At 55.8% G+C, this 19713-nt stretch carries 12 protein-coding genes; 8 read left to right on the plus strand and 4 right to left on the minus strand.

The genetic code is table 11. The features are described from left to right. The first annotated feature begins 55 nt into the window (after positions 1 to 55). Positions 56 to 1684, plus strand: coding sequence for a glucose-6-phosphate isomerase (pgi, locus tag NB063_RS20580; protein WP_250930648.1), 1629 nt, complete (start codon positions 56 to 58; stop codon positions 1682 to 1684). A 131-nt stretch (positions 1685 to 1815) separates the two neighbouring features. On the opposite strand, the gene NB063_RS20585 is transcribed toward pgi, so the two are convergent. Further along, positions 1816 to 3201 (minus strand): Gfo/Idh/MocA family protein, encoded by a 1386-nt coding sequence (locus tag NB063_RS20585; RefSeq protein WP_250930649.1) that lies wholly within the window; start codon positions 3199 to 3201, stop codon positions 1816 to 1818. A gap of 860 nt (positions 3202 to 4061) precedes the next feature. Here NB063_RS20585 and NB063_RS20590 point away from each other — a divergent pair. Together NB063_RS20590 and NB063_RS20595 are read left to right on the plus strand one after the other, a co-directional pair. Then, the gene (locus NB063_RS20590; protein ID WP_250930650.1) at positions 4062 to 6149 is read left to right on the plus strand and encodes a family 20 glycosylhydrolase; all 2088 of its coding nucleotides are present in this window, start codon (positions 4062 to 4064) and stop codon (positions 6147 to 6149) included. A 46-nt stretch (positions 6150 to 6195) separates the two neighbouring features. After that, the gene (locus tag NB063_RS20595; RefSeq protein WP_250930651.1) at positions 6196 to 8016 is read left to right on the plus strand and encodes a sodium:solute symporter family protein; all 1821 of its coding nucleotides are present in this window, start codon (positions 6196 to 6198) and stop codon (positions 8014 to 8016) included. Positions 8017 to 8053: 37 nt separating this feature from the next. Here NB063_RS20595 and NB063_RS20600 read toward each other — a convergent pair whose 3' ends face one another. Continuing rightward, on the minus strand, positions 8054 to 8962 hold the full coding sequence (locus NB063_RS20600) for a helix-turn-helix domain-containing protein (protein ID WP_250930652.1): 909 nt from the start codon (positions 8960 to 8962) through the stop codon (positions 8054 to 8056). 524 nt (positions 8963 to 9486) lie between these two features. On the opposite strand from NB063_RS20600, the gene NB063_RS20605 reads away from it, so the two are divergent. From NB063_RS20605 to NB063_RS20620, 4 genes are all read left to right on the plus strand, one after another. Next, a complete protein-coding gene (locus NB063_RS20605) occupies positions 9487 to 9657 on the plus strand; it encodes a hypothetical protein (protein WP_250930653.1) in 171 nt (56 codons plus the stop codon). A 321-nt stretch (positions 9658 to 9978) separates the two neighbouring features. Next, complete coding sequence (locus tag NB063_RS20610) at positions 9979 to 11505, plus strand: efflux RND transporter periplasmic adaptor subunit (protein ID WP_250930654.1); 1527 nt, start codon at positions 9979 to 9981, stop codon at positions 11503 to 11505. A gap of 256 nt (positions 11506 to 11761) precedes the next feature. Beyond that, positions 11762 to 15145 carry an efflux RND transporter permease subunit gene (locus NB063_RS20615; protein WP_250930655.1) on the plus strand — a complete coding sequence of 1128 codons (3384 nt, stop codon included), beginning with the start codon at positions 11762 to 11764 and terminating at the stop codon, positions 15143 to 15145. Between the two features lie 158 nt (positions 15146 to 15303). Beyond that, positions 15304 to 15825, plus strand: a complete 522-nt coding sequence (locus NB063_RS20620; RefSeq protein WP_250930656.1) for a hypothetical protein — start codon at positions 15304 to 15306, stop codon at positions 15823 to 15825. Positions 15826 to 16078: 253 nt separating this feature from the next. On the opposite strand, the gene bshB1 is transcribed toward NB063_RS20620, so the two are convergent. After that, positions 16079 to 16819: a bacillithiol biosynthesis deacetylase BshB1 gene (gene bshB1, locus NB063_RS20625; RefSeq protein WP_250930657.1), complete on the minus strand. Its 741-nt coding sequence runs from the start codon at positions 16817 to 16819 to the stop codon at positions 16079 to 16081. A 28-nt stretch (positions 16820 to 16847) separates the two neighbouring features. Next, complete coding sequence (locus NB063_RS20630; RefSeq protein WP_250930658.1) at positions 16848 to 18593, minus strand: outer membrane protein assembly factor BamB family protein; 1746 nt, start codon at positions 18591 to 18593, stop codon at positions 16848 to 16850. 34 nt (positions 18594 to 18627) lie between these two features. Here NB063_RS20630 and NB063_RS20635 point away from each other — a divergent pair, with 34 nt between their 5' ends. Continuing rightward, entirely contained in the window at positions 18628 to 19488 is an 861-nt protein-coding gene (locus NB063_RS20635) for a metallophosphoesterase (RefSeq protein ID WP_250930659.1), read from the plus strand. Positions 19489 to 19713: the final 225 nt, after the last annotated feature.

Here is a 19713-nt window from a genome sequence, read left to right on the forward strand (position 1 = left end):
GGGTGTACTAAAACATAGTCGCGCTCCATTCACCAACCCATCACAGACACCAACCATGCCCAACACGCTCAAAAACCTGCCGCAATTCCAAGCCCTTTCGACGCACTACGAGACGCTGAAAGATCAACACCTGCGTGAGCTGTTCGCGGCCGATTCGGCTCGCGGTGAATCGCTCTCGGTCGAGGCTGTCGGACTGTATCTCGATTATTCAAAAAACCGCGTCACCTCCGAGACCGTCGATCTGCTACTCGACCTCGCCCGCGCCTGTAACGTGCCCGGTCGGATCGAAGCGATGTTTTCGGGCGAGAAAATCAATCTGACCGAAGGCCGCGCCGTACTGCACACCGCCCTCCGGGCTCCCGCCGACGTGAGCGTCATCGTCGATGGCGAAAACGTGGTCCCCGACGTCCACGCGGTTCTTAACAAGATGGAAGCATTCTGCGACCGCGTCCGCAGCGGTGGATGGGTCGGCCACACCGGCAAACCGATTCGCAATATCGTCAACATCGGTATCGGAGGCTCCGACCTCGGCCCCGTGATGGCCTACGAAGCCCTAAAAAAATTCAGCCAACGCGAACTCACTTTCCGCTTCGTCAGTAACGTCGACGCGACCGACTTCGCCGAAGCGGTCGTGGACCTCGACCCGACGGAGACCCTGTTCATCGTCGCATCAAAGACCTTCACGACGATCGAAACGATGACCAACGCGAACACCGCTCGCGCCTGGCTGCTGCATCACATCGGTGGTGACGAATCCGCGATCGCAAAACACTTTGTTGCGTTGTCCACCAACGCCGAAAAGGTCAGCGAGTTCGGAATCGACACCGCAAACATGTTCGAATTTTGGGACTGGGTCGGCGGACGTTATTCCATGGACTCCGCCATCGGGCTGTCGACGATGCTCGCCATCGGCCCCAAAGGATTCCGCGAAATGCTCGCCGGATTCCGCGAGATGGACGAACACTTCCGCACGGCGCCTTTGGAAAAGAATCTCCCCGTCCTGATGGGCATGTTGTCGGTTTGGTACGCGAACTTCTTTGGCGTCGAGACCACCGCCGTGCTGCCGTACGAACAGTACCTCAAACGGTTCCCCGCCTACCTGCAACAACTCACGATGGAGAGCAACGGCAAGACGACGACCGTCGACGGACAGCGAGTGAACTACGAAACCGGGCTCATCTACTGGGGCGAACCTGGCACCAACGGCCAACACTCGTTCTATCAGCTGATCCACCAAGGCACCCGATTGATCCCTTGCGATTTCATCGCTTTCGGCAAATCGCTCAACCCCATCGGCCCGCACCAGGACATCCTGATCGCCAACGTGCTGGCACAAAGCGAAGCCCTTGCGTTCGGCAAAACCGCCGAAGAAGTCAAAGCCGAAGGCACACAGGATTGGTTGGTTCCCCACCGCGTGTTCGAAGGCAACCGCCCATCCAACACGCTCTTCGGTGACGAGATGTCGCCCGCGATGCTCGGCAAACTCGTCGCGTTGTACGAACACAACGTTTACGTTCAAAGCGTGATCTGGAACATCGATGCGTTCGATCAATGGGGCGTCGAACTCGGTAAAGTGCTCGCCAAAGCGATCATCCCCGAATTGACAGGCGAAAGCGATGGCGAACTGCAACACGACAGCTCAACGAACGCGTTGATCAAGCGGTACCGAAAGATGCGGCAGTAGAAACGATCCTCTGCAAACGGCTAACATCAATACGCCGATTTCCGCGTGACTGATGATTTGAAATAAACAACGCCACCGTTCGAGTAGAACAGTGGCGTTGTTCGTGTAATCAGACAGGCTTCAACCAAACGCTAGATTTCCTTCCACTGACGCGTCCCAGGCAATGGGAAATAGCCTTCTTCGTCGGCAATCACCGGTGCCGCGCTGTCGATCGTTAACTCGTCCAATCGGTCACAGAACTGGAACTTCGAATTGACGATCTCATCCCAGGTGACGACTCGGTTGAGATGCGACGCCGCACGCCCCATCAACGAGGCATAGTCGGAGTACACCGCACGTTTGGCTTCATTGTGCGGCAGGTCATTCCGGATGCTGTTGATGAACGCGATCCATTCGTAATCCCATGGGCTATGCGCGTCTGGAGTCGGTGACCACTCGATGTTGTTGTCATCGACGACTTGGTCTTTGAACAGATGCACGGTCGCTTTGTGCACCTTGCCGGAAAACTGCGCCGCCTTCTTCGTACCGTGGACGAACGTGGCGAACTCATTGAATCCCCCCTCGGCGCGACGGAACCCGCAAAACGCCTTCTTCCCGTTGGCAAAAGTAAACTCCATGGAATACGTATCCATATTTTGACCACGATCGGTGCTCCCAACTTCACGGCCACCCATGCCGTGACACGACACCGGCCAATCGTTCATCAACCAGCAGCACTCATCGATCTGGTGAATCAGGAAGTCGACCATGTGCCCCGAACCGATCCACAGCAATGCAATTTTTCCGAACCGCAATTGTTCGGTCAAAATGTTGGACTTGTCTCGTTGATCTCCCATCCAGCGCCGACCGCCCAATCGATTCGCGCAGATATACGAGATGTCACCGATGGCATCGTCACGAATCCTTTCGATCAACGCTGCCCGCGCCGGTGAGTGCCGACACTGCAAACCGGCGGCAATCTTGACTCCATTTTTCTCAGCCGCTTTGCCGGCTTGCAACATCCGATGCAGCCCCATCGGATCGGTCGCAAAGGGTTTTTCCATAAACACGTTGATCCCTTTGCTGACCGCATACTCGACGTGAACCGGACGGATATATGCGCGCGTCGTGCACAGCGCTACGTCACCCGGCTTGAGAACATCGATGGCCTTCTTATACGCATCAAAACCGATGAACTGGCGTTCTTCGGGCACATCAATCTTGTCAGCGTATTTGTGTTTGAGTGAACGCAACCGAAGCTCGACGTTCTTCGCATCCAAGTCGGCGGTCGCGTACAGCGAAATGGGTCCTTGGTTGCTCGTCTCAAGAGCATTGACCACCGCGCCCGTTCCGCGGCTGCCGCAACCGATCAGTGCCAAGCGGATCATGTTATCTTCGGCGACATGCACCTTGGGTGCCGCCCCTGCCGAGACCACCGTTCCCGCGACTGCGGCCCCGGTGGCTTGCAAGAAACGACGCCGGTCGGACGTCTTAGAATTAGAGAGAGTTGAATTGGCGGGCACTTTGGGAGTGGTCATGACTGCTCCAAGCCTCGGTAGGTGGGATTTGTTGGTGGGAGGGAAGCATCCAATGATACCAAACCTAGGGCCTTAATAGTCGCCCTTGGGACGCACACATTGTCGCACACTCCCACACTCGGCTTGCCCGTTGACGTGTTGCCAACTCACTCCGATCCCTCACCGATGGCCGAGGACCAAGACGTTCGCCCAGCCGTACATCTCGATAGTCGTGTCAGTCAAATGCACCCTCCAGACGCGGTGAAATGCAGAACCTGATGCACGCTGCAGTGAACCGATTTACACGACCGACTTATTAGGAACAACTATCTTCTTTCCTGGCCAAAGGAGTTCGGTCTGACCACTGCGAGAAGACATCTACCCTGTTGCTCCCTTCCATGAAAACGGATGACGGAAGCCAAAGTCCATTGATGCGTCCTGTATAGATCACAACTGCGTAGAAGCTCACGGTAATCCGCGCCCTTGAGCAATCTGTTTTTGCGATGCCGAGACCCGCTGCGCACATTCTGAACCAGTGATTGGCAAACAAGAGGCAGAATCACGCGGATGTTTCGACGAAGATGAGCACTCCGTTTGGAACACATCGATGGCAGCTGACCATTGCCTCCAAACCAGCGATTCAACATTGATGGCCAATCGTTGGCGGACGCGATTGGTGACGTTGACGGTACTGAGGTAATCAGCCAGCCATCACAAGGAACGGTGCAACCTTTCGCCAGAACTTCTTCCCCCGAGGAACTGTGGCGAAATGCAGCACTTCACCTCATTTCCGCTCGCCTTTAACGCCCTCCAACGTCTCCTCATCTCACCTCGCGCGACTCTGTCGCCACCAACCCACCTTTTAGCCTCTGAGACCCGCCATGAAATTTTGCAGCTTCGTCATCGCCGCACTCCTGACCGGGCCGACCGCCCTCGGCCAAAACCTACCGCTCGTTCCGCCACCGCATGAATCGGCAGTCGTGGCCAATAAAACGATGCCTGTCCCGCAAGTGATCACCGTTTCGGTTCCGAGCGATTCTTCTTGGAAAGGGCACCTGGAGATTTTTGGTGAAGCGATTCAACGCATGACGAAAGGGCAGCACCGGCTTGCCTTCTCAGACACAGGCGATGCCGCTCTCGTGGTTAATCGTCACTCAGATCTCGCCGACGAAGCCTATTCACTCGTGACAAACATCGATCAAATTCAGATCGCCACCTCCTCCCTTCGAGGTCTTGCACACGCGACAGCCACGCTGCTGCAACTCGTCGGTGCGTACGACACCGGCGAACTGCCCCAGCTGTCGATTAACGACTCACCGACGTTGTCGTATCGAAACTTCATGGTGGACATGGGCCGCAATCCCCATAGCGTCGAACTATTGAAAGAGACGATCGACCTGCTTTGGTTCTATAAAGTTGATTCCATGCAGCTTCATCTCACCGATGACCAGCGTTTTGCATTTCCTTCAACGGCGTTTCCGAAGTTATGGGATGGGCTCATCACTGTCGAACAGTTCAAGAACCTCGAAGCATACGCGGTTGCTCGTGGTGTTACGATCATCCCTGAACTGGAAGTACCTGGACACTCGGAAAAACTGCGGGGCATCTATCCTGAAGTCTTCGGAAAAACCGGGACGGATTTGGTCAAAAGCGACACGGCGTTGGAAGGCCTGCAAACGCTGCTGGACGAAATCGTTGAAGTGTTCCCGTCATCACCGTACATCCACATCGGCGGCGACGAAGCGTTTGGAGTCCCCGAAGATCTGCAACGTGATCTCATCAACAAACTCAACGCCTACCTAAAAACCAAAGGCAAGCAAACACTCGTTTGGGAGGGCCCACGTCCGGGCAACGGCGACAACAAAGTCGACACCGACGTGATTCACATCAACTGGCGAACGATCAATTACCCAGCCGATCAAATGCTCGAAGACGGCTATCAAGTCATCAACGCGACCTGGGACCCGCTGTACTTGGTGGATCACTTCCCACGCACGAACTACACCATGACGTCGCCTCAGCATATCTATGAGACGCTTTCCATCACACGGTTCAAACACATGAACCCCTGGATTCGAACCTACAACGAGCCGATCGAAGTGGAACCATCCGAACGACTAATCGGATTCTGCATGCCTTGGTGGGAAGGACGCGAGAAAAACTACTTTGCACAAGTCGTCCCGCGATTGATTCCTTTCGCTGAAGTTGCATGGAATCATGACATCGAACGCGACTTTGATGAGTTCTCGCCTCGGACTCAAAAAACCGAAACCGCTCGCATGGCCGCGTTTTACCCAGTCACTATCAAAGCGGCTAATCTGGTCGTTCCCGAAGACGGTGTCTTTCACAACGAGACGGATATCTCGCTTCACGCCGATGGGGACGTCGAGATACGCTACACCCTTGATGGCTCCAATCCTCGCATCACGTCGACGCTTTACAGCCACCCCCTCTCGCTCGCTAAAAGCGTCACTGTTCGTGCCACCGCTTTTGTCGACGGCAAGCAAATGGGGCATGGAAGCCGTGCTAATTTCACGGCGGTCGCTCCGACGGACAATCTCGCCTTGGGTAAACCGGTCGAAACTTCCGCATCGTCGGGGCCACCGTTTTCGATCGGTCGAATTACCGATGGCGGCACCGACAACCTTGATTTCTATCTGGGATATCCTGCCATCCCCGACCCCATCACGATGACGATCGACTTGGGAACCGTTCAAAGCGTCAGCAGCATAACGGTGGTCGCGTACACGGTCAGCGGTTCCTACGAAAAGTACACCGTCGAAGTTTCGGCGGATGGCAAAACGTTTGATGAGGTCGGATCACGCCTTGAAAAACCCAAGCAACCGACGCCGTCGGTGGACCATCCGTTCCCCGCACGCGACATACGATACGTAAGAGTCATCAGCCACGGTAATCTGGGTCACGTCTTCGATGCTTTCTCCAAAATCGTCGAAGTCCAAGTGCGCTAAAACGGCAACGTGTCACCCGCCCGCCACACATCACCCGAAGTAACTCATGACACTCAACGCTGTTGACTACGCCATCATCGCGGCGTTCTTCGTGATCTCCATGTTGATCGGTGTGCTCGTCAGTCGCCGTGCCGGAAAGAGCTTTTCCGAGTACTTTCTGGCCGGCGGTCAAATGAGTTGGTGGACGTTGGGATTGTCGATGGTGGCGACGACATTTGCCGCCGACACTCCCAACCTTGTTACCGACATCGTTCGCAAGAACGGCGTGAGCGGAAACTGGATGTGGTGGGCTTTCCTCTTGACGGGTTTGCTAACCGTTTTTGTGTACGCGAAATTGTGGAAACGCAGTGGTGTTCTGACCGATTTGGAGTTTTACGAAATCCGCTACAGCGGCAAATCTGCGAGTTTCTTGAGAGGGTTCCGTGCGATCTATCTCGGAGTCGTTTTCAATTGCCTCGTGATGGCAAACGTGATTCTGGCTGGCATCAAACTCGGGGGGATTTTGCTCGGCGCCTCGCCACTGCAAGTCGTCTTGGTCGCCGGAACCGTGACGGTCGTGTACACCTTATTGGGCGGACTGAGGGGAGTGATCCTGACCGATTGTTTTCAGTTCGTCGTTGCGATGGCGGGGGCAGTCGGCGCGGCCGTCGTGATTTGCGACCTCCCTGAAGTCGGCGGTTTCGGCAACCTGCTGGCTCACGAAAACGTCAGCGACAAGCTCAACCTACTCCCCGACTTTTCCGACATCAACGCGTTGATCCCATTATTGATCATTCCGTTGGCCGTCCAGTGGTGGAGCAGTTGGTATCCCGGCGCCGAACCGGGTGGTGGCGGCTACGTTGCGCAGCGAATGATCGGTGCACGCAGCGAACGCGATGCCACGACGGCCACACTGCTGTTTCAAATCGCCCACTACGCCCTACGTCCGTGGCCGTGGATCATCGTCGCGTTAGCATCACTGGTCGTGTTTCCAACGCTCGACAGCATCCAAACCGCCTTTCCGGCGATCGATTCCAAAATTGTCAAAGACGACTTGGCATATCCAGCGATGCTCACGTTTTTGCCCAACGGGTTACTGGGTCTCGTCATCGCCAGCTTGATCGCGGCTTTCATGTCGACCATCTCCACTCACCTGAACTGGGGTGCCTCGTACCTGACACACGATTTCTATCGCCGGTTCTTGAATCCCGACGCGTCGGAAAAGCAACTCGTATCGCTCGGTCGCTGGTCCACGGTTGGTTTGATGATCGTTGCGGGTTTTGTCGCATTGACGTTGGAAAGTGCCATGGACGGATTCAGTATTATCTTGCAAATCGGTGCGGGAACTGGACTGATTTATATCCTTCGTTGGTTTTGGTGGCGGATGAACGCATTCACGGAAATCGCTGGCATGGCCGTTTCTTTTGCCGTCGCCATGTTCTTCCGATTCGGTTATCCGCAACTGGGATGGGCAAGGCTAGAGTCATGGCAAGAACTGATTGCCGGCGTTGCAATCACCACCGTTGCGTGGTTACTCGTGACGTTTCTCACGCCAGCGACCGAGACGCAAACGCTGTGTCGGTTCTACGAAAAAATTCGTCCTGGCGGATCAGGATGGAAGCCGATTCGTGAGCAACTGACCGCCGGTGGCGCCGTCTTGGCACCGAGCGATTCGATCATCGCCGGTTTGAAAGCGATGTTCGCCTCGACCTTTCTCGTCTACGCGACCCTGTCTGGAACCGGCTATTTCCTCTACGGCGAGTGGCTCTCGTTTGCATTGAGTTTGGGCATCGGAGTGATCGCTTTCGTGGTGCTACTGAAAACGTGGCCCGAGCTGAACCTGGACAGCACGAATGCCTCCGATCCGGCAGCTGCAAAACCTGAGTGATGGACTTTCGAAAATTTCAGACGCAATGAGTCTCAGTTCAAACTTTTGCTTCGTGAGCCGGAACCGCACGTGAGCTGTCATGAACAAAGAGATGTGCTTCGCGGAATTCACGCGGCGACATGCTGAATTCAGACTTAAAGAGTTTGTTGAAGTGAGAAACCGAGGCGAAGCCCGACTGGTAGCAAACATTTAGCACGCTGAGATTTTGCTCCAGCAGCAGACGTCGCGCGAACCCTACTCGTAAACGGTTGATGTATCGCGTCGGGGTGTGCCCGGTCGTGTTTCGAAAACTTCTCGCAAACGCTGAATGATTCATCCCTACGAGTTCAGCCAATTGGCTAATCTGCAACTCAGCGTCGGTGAAATTTTCGACAATGTGCTGGAGAACCAAGCTCATTTTCGGATCGTTGCGACTCTTGGCTTCGCACTTGTATCCTTCGCTTGCTAACACAACGGTGTTCTCGTATTCGCATAGCATCTCGAGACAATGCAGCAGTTCTGCGATCCGATGCATACCTCTCTGAACCAAGATATTTTGCATCTTGGCGCCTATCTTTTCCGCAACTTCTGGCGGAAACCAGAGCCCTCGCTTCGCTCGGTTCAGCAGATCTTTCACCTTGACCGCTTCGGGGATCTCGAAAAACTCACGGCCCAAAAAATCGCGTTTGAAGTACAACACGATGGCTTCGTGCATGTCGTACGGTTCCCCGCGAAAGTCATCGGACGCCCAGGTGTGTGGCAAATGTTCTCCGACCAACACCAGATCAGAATCGGTATATCGAGCGATGTGATCACCGATCAGACGCTCGCCTGACCCTTTAGGCACAAACGTCAGTTCGATCTCCGCGTGCTGGTGCCATCGCGCCGGGAGACGATTTTCCCGACGGTCAAAACATCGAAACGATTCAAAGATTCGAGGCGGAAGGTTTTCGATCAGTGCGTTCATCAATCCCTATTGTCCACGAGAACCACAGGCGGCGCGACACGAGCGGCAACTCGAGTCCTGCGTCAATTGTAAACGGCGTTTCACTACCTTGGCGCCGTCTGCTATGGACATCTTTGGCGGGCGTCGCCTAAGTTTCCTGTTCTGCCTGTGATGAAATCGTGGGGCCCGGATCCGCCCCATTCACTCAGCGGAATTCGACCGGTTCCTGGCGGCAGATGGAACACGAACCCCGGTTTCTCCGCCGAAAAAGCTGACTGGCAGAAACTAAGAATTTAGGTAATCGGCGCAAATATTGGGTTTTCGGATGAATCCATCTGGTCCGGTTGCTCACGACAACCGATAATTGCAAGAACTCGTTTCCGAAGGATATTTCGTGCCTGCCTGTTGTCGTTTCACCACCATCGTAGCCTTGCTGCTGCACCTGATTTTTGGGTGTTCGTTGCATCATGCTACCGCGTGCGGATCGCACGCTCATGATGGAGGTGCACACACCTGCACGGCCGCTGAATCTCCAAGTGTCCATCATGAGCACGATTGTGGTCACGACCACGGTCATGACTGCTCGTCTGAAAACGACACGACTGACGCACCCGATCACGAGGGCGAATGGACGGCCGTTTGCGATGGCTGTGAGTCACAACCTTGTGACGGCAATCATCCTGGGTGCCATGGTGAAGTCGAGTGCAGTTTTGTGACATCCAACGACGTTTTCTTCATCATCGATGCTCCATTCGTGGCGTACCTGACGTACGAGCACGATCCGATGATGAGCTATGTCAGTTCGCTGGTGTCGCGCGGATCGCATGAGCGTTCCGCCGCGATCAATGCGAACGGCTCACTCTCCCAATGTGCGTCTTTGTGCAGATGGTTGATTTGAGTTGGAAGTTTTTGGATTGAAGGTTGAGCTGCGCGTCATGCAATAGCATGCCGCGGCCATCAAAACCTTGAGTCACCCGAATGTTTGCGACGCGATCCCCGCGTTTTTCAACTTTCATTCTTCCATCTCAAAGATCCCCATGTCTTACTCATCGAAGTGGCTAACGCATCTGCGCGCCTCCGCATTCACCTTCCTTGCCATCGTTCTCGCGATCGTGATCGGAGCATTCGCGCTGACCGATCTCCCGCAGCGGTTCGGAATCGTCGCAGCGTCGGGCGATGAAGCCGATCCGCATGCGGGGCATGACCATGGTCCTGGCGAACATGATGACCATGGCGGCGATGCCCATGCAGGCCACGACCACGCCGGACACGATGCCAGTCAATCGATCAAATTAAGCCGGCAAGCCCGGGCCAACCTGCGATTAAAAACCGCCACCGTCACGGTCGGTCCGTATACCGGATACGTCGAAGTTCCCGGCATCGTCACCCCATGGCCGGGTGAAACGCACGTCTCGATCACATCGCCGCTGACCGGCGTGATCAATGCTATCAACATCTCGAGAGGCGAAATGATCCAGAGCGGCGATCCACTCTTTACTCTCCGCCTGACCCACCAAGACCTCGTCAACACGCAAGAAACCTTTCTGTCGCAATTAGGCCAATTGGATGTGGAGGAACGCGAGATCGAACGTTTGGCATCGATCACTCGTTCGGGAGCCGTGGCGGGAAAAACCGTATTGGCTCGCGAATATGAACGCGACAAATTGTTGGCAGGAATCCGTGCCGCTCGACAGTCCATGCTGTTGCACGGATTGAGCGAAGACCAAATTGCGGAAATCGAACGCACGCGAACCCTGATTCGTGAAGTTGTCGTAACGGCGCCATTGGTCGAAGCGGACAACTCGTTGCATCACGAATCGCTCGGCGCAGCCAACAATCGCGTCGCGAGCAATCCAACTCCTCGGTTTGCATCCATGCAACCACCATCGAAATCGTCCGACGAGCACATCCACGTCGACACCGAATTCCTGGTCACGCAACTGGATGTTCGTCGCGGCGAGTCAGTCATGGCGGGCCAACAGATTGCACAGATTTCGGATTACAGTCGTTTGTTGATCGAAGGCCAAGCCTACCAACGTGACGCGAGCCTGTTAAGAAAGGCCGCCGACACCGGTGCCGAGCTTCAAGCAACGATCAGTGGCGCGGGCAACGAAGTGGAAACGATCACCGGACTGCACGTCGTCTATATCGGCAACGAAGTGGGTACACAATCGAGATCGCTTCCGTTCTACGTCGAACTGAAAAATGAAATCGAACGCAGCGAACAACGGGGCGACAAACGCTATGTCAGCTGGCGTTATAAACCCGGCCAAAGATTGACCGTCCGGCTGCCTCAATCCCAGATCAAAAACGCGATTGTCGTTCCCAAAGATTCCGTCGCGGAAGAAGGTTTTGAGCGTTTTTTGTTTGTCGAAAACGGCGACCACTTCGATCGAGTTTCGGTGGAAGTACTCGCTCGCGACAGCATCTATGTCGCGATCAAGAACGATGGACAAGTTTGGCCTGGGCAAACGATCGCTGTCAGCGGTGCTCATCAGTTGCAAATGGCAATGAAGAACCAAGGTGGCGGGGCAATCGATCCGCATGCCGGACACAACCATTAGCCAGCAATGACTCGCGATCGCTGATCTTCAAACAGCAACGTTACGTTTCCATCACCAGCGAACCGGGGTTGTCATTCCGCTCACGCGAACGGCGTGCTTCGTCGGAGCTTAGCTAACTATTAGCGGCAACGCACACACAAAATCATCATCACGCATCGTTTTACTGCGATGAGCACACCGCGTTGCCACTCATTCACGACGCGGTCCTTCGTCAGACAAACTTTCATTCCGATCAATCTGCAATCGTTCATTCATAATGTTAGACCGCATCATTCACTTCTCGCTCAACAACCGCCTGATCGTTCTCGCGGTTGCAGCGATCATGTTGGGCGTGGGCGTGTGGCAGTCGTTGCACTTGCCCATCGACGTGTTCCCAAACTTGAACCGCCCGCGAGTCGTCGTCATTACCGAGGCTCCCGGGATGGCCCCCGAGGAGGTCGAAGCGTTAATTACCTTTCCGCTGGAAACCGCCTTCAACGGTGCCAGCGGCGTGGAGGCGGTTCGCAGCAGCAGCGGCATCGGATTGTCGGTGATCTACGTCGAATTTGAATGGGACACTGACATCTACAACGACCGGCAAGTCGTCAACGAACGTTTGCAGCTCGCCACCGAACAACTACCGTCAGGCGTCAAACCGACGCTCGCGCCGATTTCGTCGATCATGGGCCAAATCCTCATGTACGGCATGTGGAGCGAAGGTGGCAAAACCGACCCGATGGAAGTCCGCACATTGGCCGATTGGGTCGTTCGTCAAAGGTTGTTGACGATCCCGGGTGTCTCTCAAGTGTTTTCGATGGGCGGCGGGCGGATGCAGTATCAGGTGTTGGTCAATCCCGACGCACTCCGTGAGTTCGGCTTGACGATGGACGAAGTTCATACTGCCGTCAGTGAATCGAACCTGAACGCGACGGGCGGCTATCTCGACGAACGAGGCGCCAACGAATTACTCGTTCGCGGACTCGGGCGCATCACCAGTTTATCGGATCTTAAAGAGATCGCGATCACGATGCGTGACGGTCGCCCCATCACGCTGGCGGATGTCGCCAAAGTTGTCGAGGGCCCCCAAGTCATGCGGGGCGACTCATCGGCCTACCTCCGCACCAAAGACGGAACGCTTGAAGGTGGCCCCGCGGTCGTCTTGACGATCAACAAACAACCCGGCAGCGACACGCGTGCCGTTGACCAAGCAATCGTCGAAGCTCTCGAGGAACTCAAGATTTCGTTGCCCGATGACATTCGTATCGCCAATGTCTACTCGCAGCGTTCGTTCATCGATCGGGCAATCGACAACGTCGTCGAAGCTCTCGCGGACGGAGGCGTTCTCGTGCTCGCGATCCTGTTTCTGTTTTTGCTGAACTTCCGCACCACGTTCATTACGTTGACCGCGATTCCGCTATCGATCATCGCCACCGCATGTGTGTTTGCCGCCTTGGGTCTTTCGATCAACACCATGACTCTGGGAGGAATCGCCGTCGCAATTGGCGAACTGGTCGATGACGCGATCGTCGATGTCGAAAACATTTTCAGACGACTCAAGGAGAACCGACAATCTGCGGCACCTCGTCCGACGCTCGCGGTAGTCTATGACGCGAGTATCGAAGTACGTAGCAGCGTGGTGTATGGCACCGCGATCGTCGTGCTCGTTTTCATCCCTTTGTTCGCGCTCGAAGGCATGGAAGGCAAATTGTTCGTGCCGCTGGCCATGGGCTACGTGGTTTCGTTGATCGCTTCGCTCGGCGTTTCGCTTACCGTCACCCCCGTGCTGTCATCGCTGTTGTTGGTCGGTAAACGGACATGGCAAATTTTCGTCCCGGTTCTCGCGTTTGGAATCGCAGCTCTGACGGTGTACTGGGTCGTGCCGCGAATGACACATCTCTTGCATCTGCCGTTCGGATTTCCCAACAACCCGCTGTGGTGGTCTGTCGCGTTGACCCCCGTGGTTTGGATTTTGATTCAGGTTTCCGAAGTCCTGCTGGGAGGTCCCGAAGCCGAAGAGGGCAGGTTGCTCGAAGGTCTCAAAGGGATCGCGGGTTTCGCGATCAATTTCAGCACGCGTTTCAGCGGCCCGGTGCTCGGTGTGGCAGCCGTGATGGTCGTTTTCGCCTTGATTGCCGTATCACAGCTTGAACGCGATTTCCTTCCGCCATTCAATGAAGGTGCCGTGCAGGTCAACGCGTTGCTCGCCCCGGGGACGTCACTGTCGACGAGCAATCAGATCGGACAAAGCGTTCAGGAAGAGTTGATGAAAATTGAATCGGTCAAGTCGGTCGCTCGTCGCACCGGGCGGGCCGAACTGGATGAACATGCCGAAGGCGTCAACGTGACCGAGTTGTTCCTCGAGATTGCAGATGACGCGGACCGCGAAAAAACGATCGAGACGATTCGTGAGACAATGGAACACATCCCGGGGGTCGTATCGAGCACCGAACAACCTCTCGCGCACTTGATCAGCCACATGATTTCAGGCGTGAAGGCGCAAATTGGGATCAAACTCTACGGAGACGATCTGGATGTGCTGCGTAGCAAAGCGGAGGAAATGAAACAACGTATCGCCGATGTGCCCGGCTTGGCCGACGTGATGATCGAGCAACAAACCAATATTCCGCAACTGCGCATCGAACTCAATCGCAGAGCACTGACGCAGAATGGATTGCGACCCGCCAACGTGATGGAATTGGTCGAAACGGCCATGAACGGGAAAGTCGTCAGTCAAGTGCTGCTGGGCCAACGCACATTCGATCTGATGCTACGAATGGATGAGCCCTACCGCGAAGACGTCTCCAAACTGCGTCGGATGGCCGTGCCGCTACCCGAAGGCGGAACACTGCCGCTCGAAGCGGTCGCCAATATCTACGAAAGCGGTGGCCCGAACATGATCAAACGCGAACAAGTCCGGCGCCGAATCGTGTTGCAAGCGAACGTCTCCCACCGTGGTGTTGTCGACGTGGTCGGAGACATCAAGCATCGACTCGCCGACCTGGAACTCGAACCGGGCTACTTTATCGAATACGGCGGTCAATTTGAAAGTCAAAAGTCGGCAAGCGACCGGCTCACAATATTGTCGGGCGTGGCGTTGGTCGGCATGTTCTTGGTCCTGTACACGCTGTTCGGCAACGTAAATTTCTCGCTGCAGGTGTTGGTCGCCTTACCGACAGCGTTTATCGGGGCGGTCGCGGCGATTGTACTTACCGACCAAAACCTGACCGTTGCCGCGATGGTCGGATTCATTTCATTGTGTGGGATCGCGAGTCGCAACGGCATCCTGTTGCTGAACCACTATATCCACTTGGTCGAGCACGAAGGTGAATCGTGGACACGTGGAATGGTCACACGTGCGGGCCAGGAACGAATGGCTCCGGTACTGATGACGGCACTGACATCAGGCATTGGCCTGTTGCCACTCGCCCTTGCCGCTGGTGAACCAGGCAAAGAAATCTTGTATCCGATCGCGACGGTGATCGTGGGTGGATTGCTAACGAGCACCTTGGCCGAATTCTTCGTTCGCCCGGCACTCTTTTGGACCATCGGACGCGGTGCGGGCAAGAAGATCCTTCATGAACACCTACTCGCAACGGGTACCAAGCAATCCAACTCGGAAACGGATGTCCCGTTTTCCGAACAGCCGTTCGCGACGTCCTAGAATCTAACCTTGACGAAGCCCATCAATGGAAATTCTGGTTGAAGAAGTATGTCTTTGAAACCAAACACGCCCACTAACGTTTTCCCGATTGGCGACCGAAGCAGGACCGCCAATTTCACATGTTCTTTCTCGCCCCAAACCCCGAACGGAATTCCAAGATGAAAACATCTTTCCTCACTCTCTTGCTCGCTTGCTTCACCCTGATTGGTTGCTCGAACAAGAACGCGCAAAACGACTCACCCGACGACTCGTCTGGGCCGCTCGTGATCGACGACTTGCCGCCCTTGATGGACGGCGATAGTCATCCCGAACACGGACCGCATGGCGGCGAATTGATCGAACTGGGCAAAGAAGCCTTCCATATCGAAATGCTGCATGGCACCGGTTCCGTCGCCATGTACATGCTCGACGGTTCTGCAATCGAACCGGTTGCGATCGAAGCGTCCAAGCTGACTGTCAGCTTGAAGCATGATAACGAAGTCAGATCGTTCGACCTTGCTGCGGATCCCCAGGCCGACGACGCATCAGGAAAATCGTCTCGATTCACGTCAACGGATGCTGAAATGGACCACTGGATGGAATCGGGAGCCGAAGGGGCTGTGATCGTGGAGATCGAGGGCAAGTCCTACACCGGCAAAATTTCCCACGACCACGACCACGACCACGACCACGACCATTAAATTTTGAGATTACCGATTGAAAAATCGCTGCTTCCAGCCATCTTCAATCTGACTCACTCGCGGTGCGTGATCGCGAGTAGAAACGGCGTGTTGATTTGGTCGGAGCCGAGATCAAATCAACATGCCGCTTGAGCGTCTCGGCTCACAAATCGACAGCCCACGTTCGGTCTGGTACGTCACCGGAGGGTCTGCGAAGGCTCGTCACAGCTGGCAACAGCAACACTGGTTGCGAACGTTTGCAACTGCTTGTCGCCTAGAGCAGATCTCGCAGACTGCTCATCGCGAGCGGTTCTTTCGTGTCGAAGGGTTCTCCATGGGTGCGATTGATCAATCGTCCCCAGTGTTCGCCTTCGTGACGGATGCGATCGATCAACGTTGGCGGCGTGGTGGGACGTCCTGTGATCATTTGGCTTTCGAACGCACGAACTGCCGCCATCTTACGCTCCCACTGATCCGAAATGTCAACGATCCATGCCGGTTGAACGGCGAGTCGCAGATGAATGCAAAAGTAGTAATACAGTCGTTCAGGGTGATGCCGCGGACCGGGCATGTCAGTCTTACTCAGTTTGGCTTGAAAGCGGGCGGCTTCGGTCAACAACGTCGCGGCCAGGTGGTCTGGATGGGCATCGTGATGATACGGTGCGAACAACCAACGTGGTCGCAGGCAGCGAATGTAACTGGCGATCCGTACGCGTGCTTCGATCGTGTTTTCGAGTGCCCGATTGACCAATCCGGCGTTACCTCGCCACGTTAACTTCATCACCGCCGTGGCCGCGGCCGTTTCGCGAATCCGCGTTTCCATGCTGCCCTGCGGCGTCGGTTCGCCAGACGTGAGATCCAGCACGCCGACCCGCATGCCTTGGTCAATCATTCGCATGATGGTGCCTCCCATCCCGATCTCGGCATCGTCGGGATGAGGCGCCACCACGAGGAAATCGAGCGGTTCGAACTCGTCAGGATTCGGGAATTCGGTCGGTGTGAGTGTGTTGATCATCGCTGATGGTTTATGGAAAAGAAGAGATTCACTTCGGCGGCAATTGAAACGCCATTGCTTGGACCGCATTACGCACAAGCAGTACGTTACCGGCGAGCGTCGGCACGTTCCAGGTCTTGTGTTGTAACGCCTTCAAACGCAGCAACTCACGGTATTCGCTGGGATCCGCGGCGACGAATATCACGTCGCCCATCTCTTCTTGAACGATCATGACGTCGCCCGCCAAGATCACTTGCCCTTGGCCCGATCGATTGCGGCGAGATTGTTCCCACAGGCGGCTGCCTGATTCAATCTCCAGAGCTTGCAAGGCACCGTTGCTGATTCCGTAGGCCACGCCGTCCTGGATCACGGCATGGTTGAACTTGGTCTTCATCACACGATTGGAACGCCACACATCTTCGGCGACAAACCCACCGCCCGCGTCGTCCCTTCGAACCTCGATCAATGCGCTCCCGCCACCGTAGCCTTTTCCGATGAGGAAGCGGTCTTCGCCCGCCGGGATGACCGACGCGCAGTTCGCGCCGCCGTTGCTCTGCCCGAACCAATCAGTATGCCAAAGCTGTTCACCGGAATCGATCGCGTGTCCCGAAATCGTGCTCTCATTGACCGATACGATTTGCCGGACACCATCTAGCGTCAGGAGTTGTGGCGAGGCGTAACTGATCTGGTCTTCCCCCGCCGTCCATCGCACTTGCCCGGATTCGGCATCGAAGGCGACCAGCGACCGTTCGCGAGAGTCCGGTGTTCCTCCCAACGGCAGCACGCACAGCCCATCGACGAGCAGCGGCGATCCACTGCGGCCCCACGTCACGGAGGTCTCCGATTCGATTTGATCCCAACCCGCCAGTTGAAGCAGGTCGGATTCCCAGATCACGCGTCCGCTCATCAAATCCAGACACCACACCATGCCGGTCGCACCTTGTGCGTAGACGCGCCCGTCCTCAATCGCGGGTGTCGATCGCGGTCCTGTTTCGCCAAGCGGGTGCGTATGCATCGCTTCGTGATCGACGATCCATAACAGTTCACCGTCGGTGACTCGGTACGCAGTGACGCATTCACGATCTTCTCGCTGTTCGAGCGTCACGGCGATGTCGCCGGCGACCGCGAACGACGACCAACCGCCACCGATTCCGATGTTCCAAAAAGTTTCGATTTCGCTGGCTGATTGTGGAACCGCAAAGGTACGTTCTTTGACAGCCCCGTTTCGATCGTTGCCTAGAAATTGCCCCCATGTGACAACGAGATTGTTACCTTGATTGGTTGTGGTCGTGGACTCGACGTCGGTGTCGCCGTCTGAGCGAGCGACGTTTGCATCAGACCGTGAATCGCCAGTTGCATCGGCCAGCAGTACGTCTGACGCCGGGCCAGCAGGTGTCGTTTGCAGTTCGGGGACATCATGAGATGCAAAACGCCAGTCGAACTGCGGAATCATTTCACCGGACATCGTGCGAATCCGGACCAGGGATGCGAACACAACGCCAACGGCGAGCGTCGTCAAAGGAACCAGGAAAGGTTTGCCGGCACGATAGGATGCCCGATGCAGATAATAAAGCGTCACGCCAAACGAAATCAGCCCGATAACCAAACACGCCAAGAACGCGTATTGATAATCGAAATCCGGAGCCAAGTACTGCACAACCGCGATCAAGACGCCACCGATACCAGCCGAAATAGCAGCACGCCGCAGGTAGGGTTTGCCTGGAGTCGGGTTGGGAGATTCGGATTGGGGGATTTCTGCTCCGGAGACGGCGTACCCATCGGCGGAATTGGTCATTATGGTCTCAGTAGAAAAAATGAAAGGCGGAGGAATGGCCAACGTTCGTATCTCTCACGATAGCACCCCGCCAAATATCGCAACATTGGTACCAGCGGGTTCCATGGATGCCGGGCATGAGTTGACGACCGCATTCATTTCCGATTTGCACCTGCTGAGTTCTCGTTGCAATTATTCGCATCATTCCGGGGCGGTGCGAAACGCGATTGAGGCTGCCGACGTGTGCGTCTGGGGGGGTGATCTATTCGATTTCTGTTGGTCGTGTGAAGGTGATGGGCCCACCTCACGGCAAATCGCACTGGATTGGCTCGAGTCTTGGAGGGAGGAATTCCCCGAAAAACGATTCGTTTATTTGACCGGAAACCACGACGCTCAACCCGAGTTCCAGCGAATACTGGCCGAATGGGCCCGTCCCCATCGGCCGGCCAAAGATACCGACATGCAAGATCACGAACTCGCCCTGCACGACGGCGCCGTATACGTGGGGCTCGACGCGATCCGAATCGGCGATTGCCTGATGGTCCACGGGGACGTGATCGAAGGCGGGGGCAGCATCGACGGCTTGGGACGGTATCGGTCGCGGTGGCATCATGAACGCACTGGCATCCATCAACCGCCTGCGATCCGCAATCATCTTTACAACGCGGCCGTCACCGCGCGGCTGCATCTCGCGACCGCGGGGATGGCTCACCGCCGAAAGAACGTCTGCATGCGGCTGCTGCACTGGATCCGCTGCCAACCCGATTGGCTGGGCCATGGCGTCCGGCGGATCGTCTTCGGGCACACCCACCGACGTCTCGGTGGCGTTCGCATTGCCGGCTACGAGTTCTACAACACGGGAGCGGCCGTGCGGCACGTTCCGTTCGAACCGGTTGTCCTTGATTTGTCGCTGTAAGGATTTGTCGCTGTAAGCTGCCGAATTCGCGACCGCGAGCGCCGGAACGAACGGTGGGTATTTGGCAAGTTCACCGTTGCTGGCCCGATCGAGAACTCACTTAGCGCCGTCTGCCTTCCCTCGTCAACGCAGGCACGCCCCCCGAGAGGGAGCCTGCTGACTTAGCGGCATGGCATTGTCATACGGCCACGCTTCACCCTCCCCCTGGGCATTGGTATCTACACA

Source organism: Aporhodopirellula aestuarii (assembly GCF_023701485.1).
Taxonomy (GTDB): Bacteria; Planctomycetota; Planctomycetia; order Pirellulales; family Pirellulaceae; genus Rhodopirellula; species Rhodopirellula aestuarii.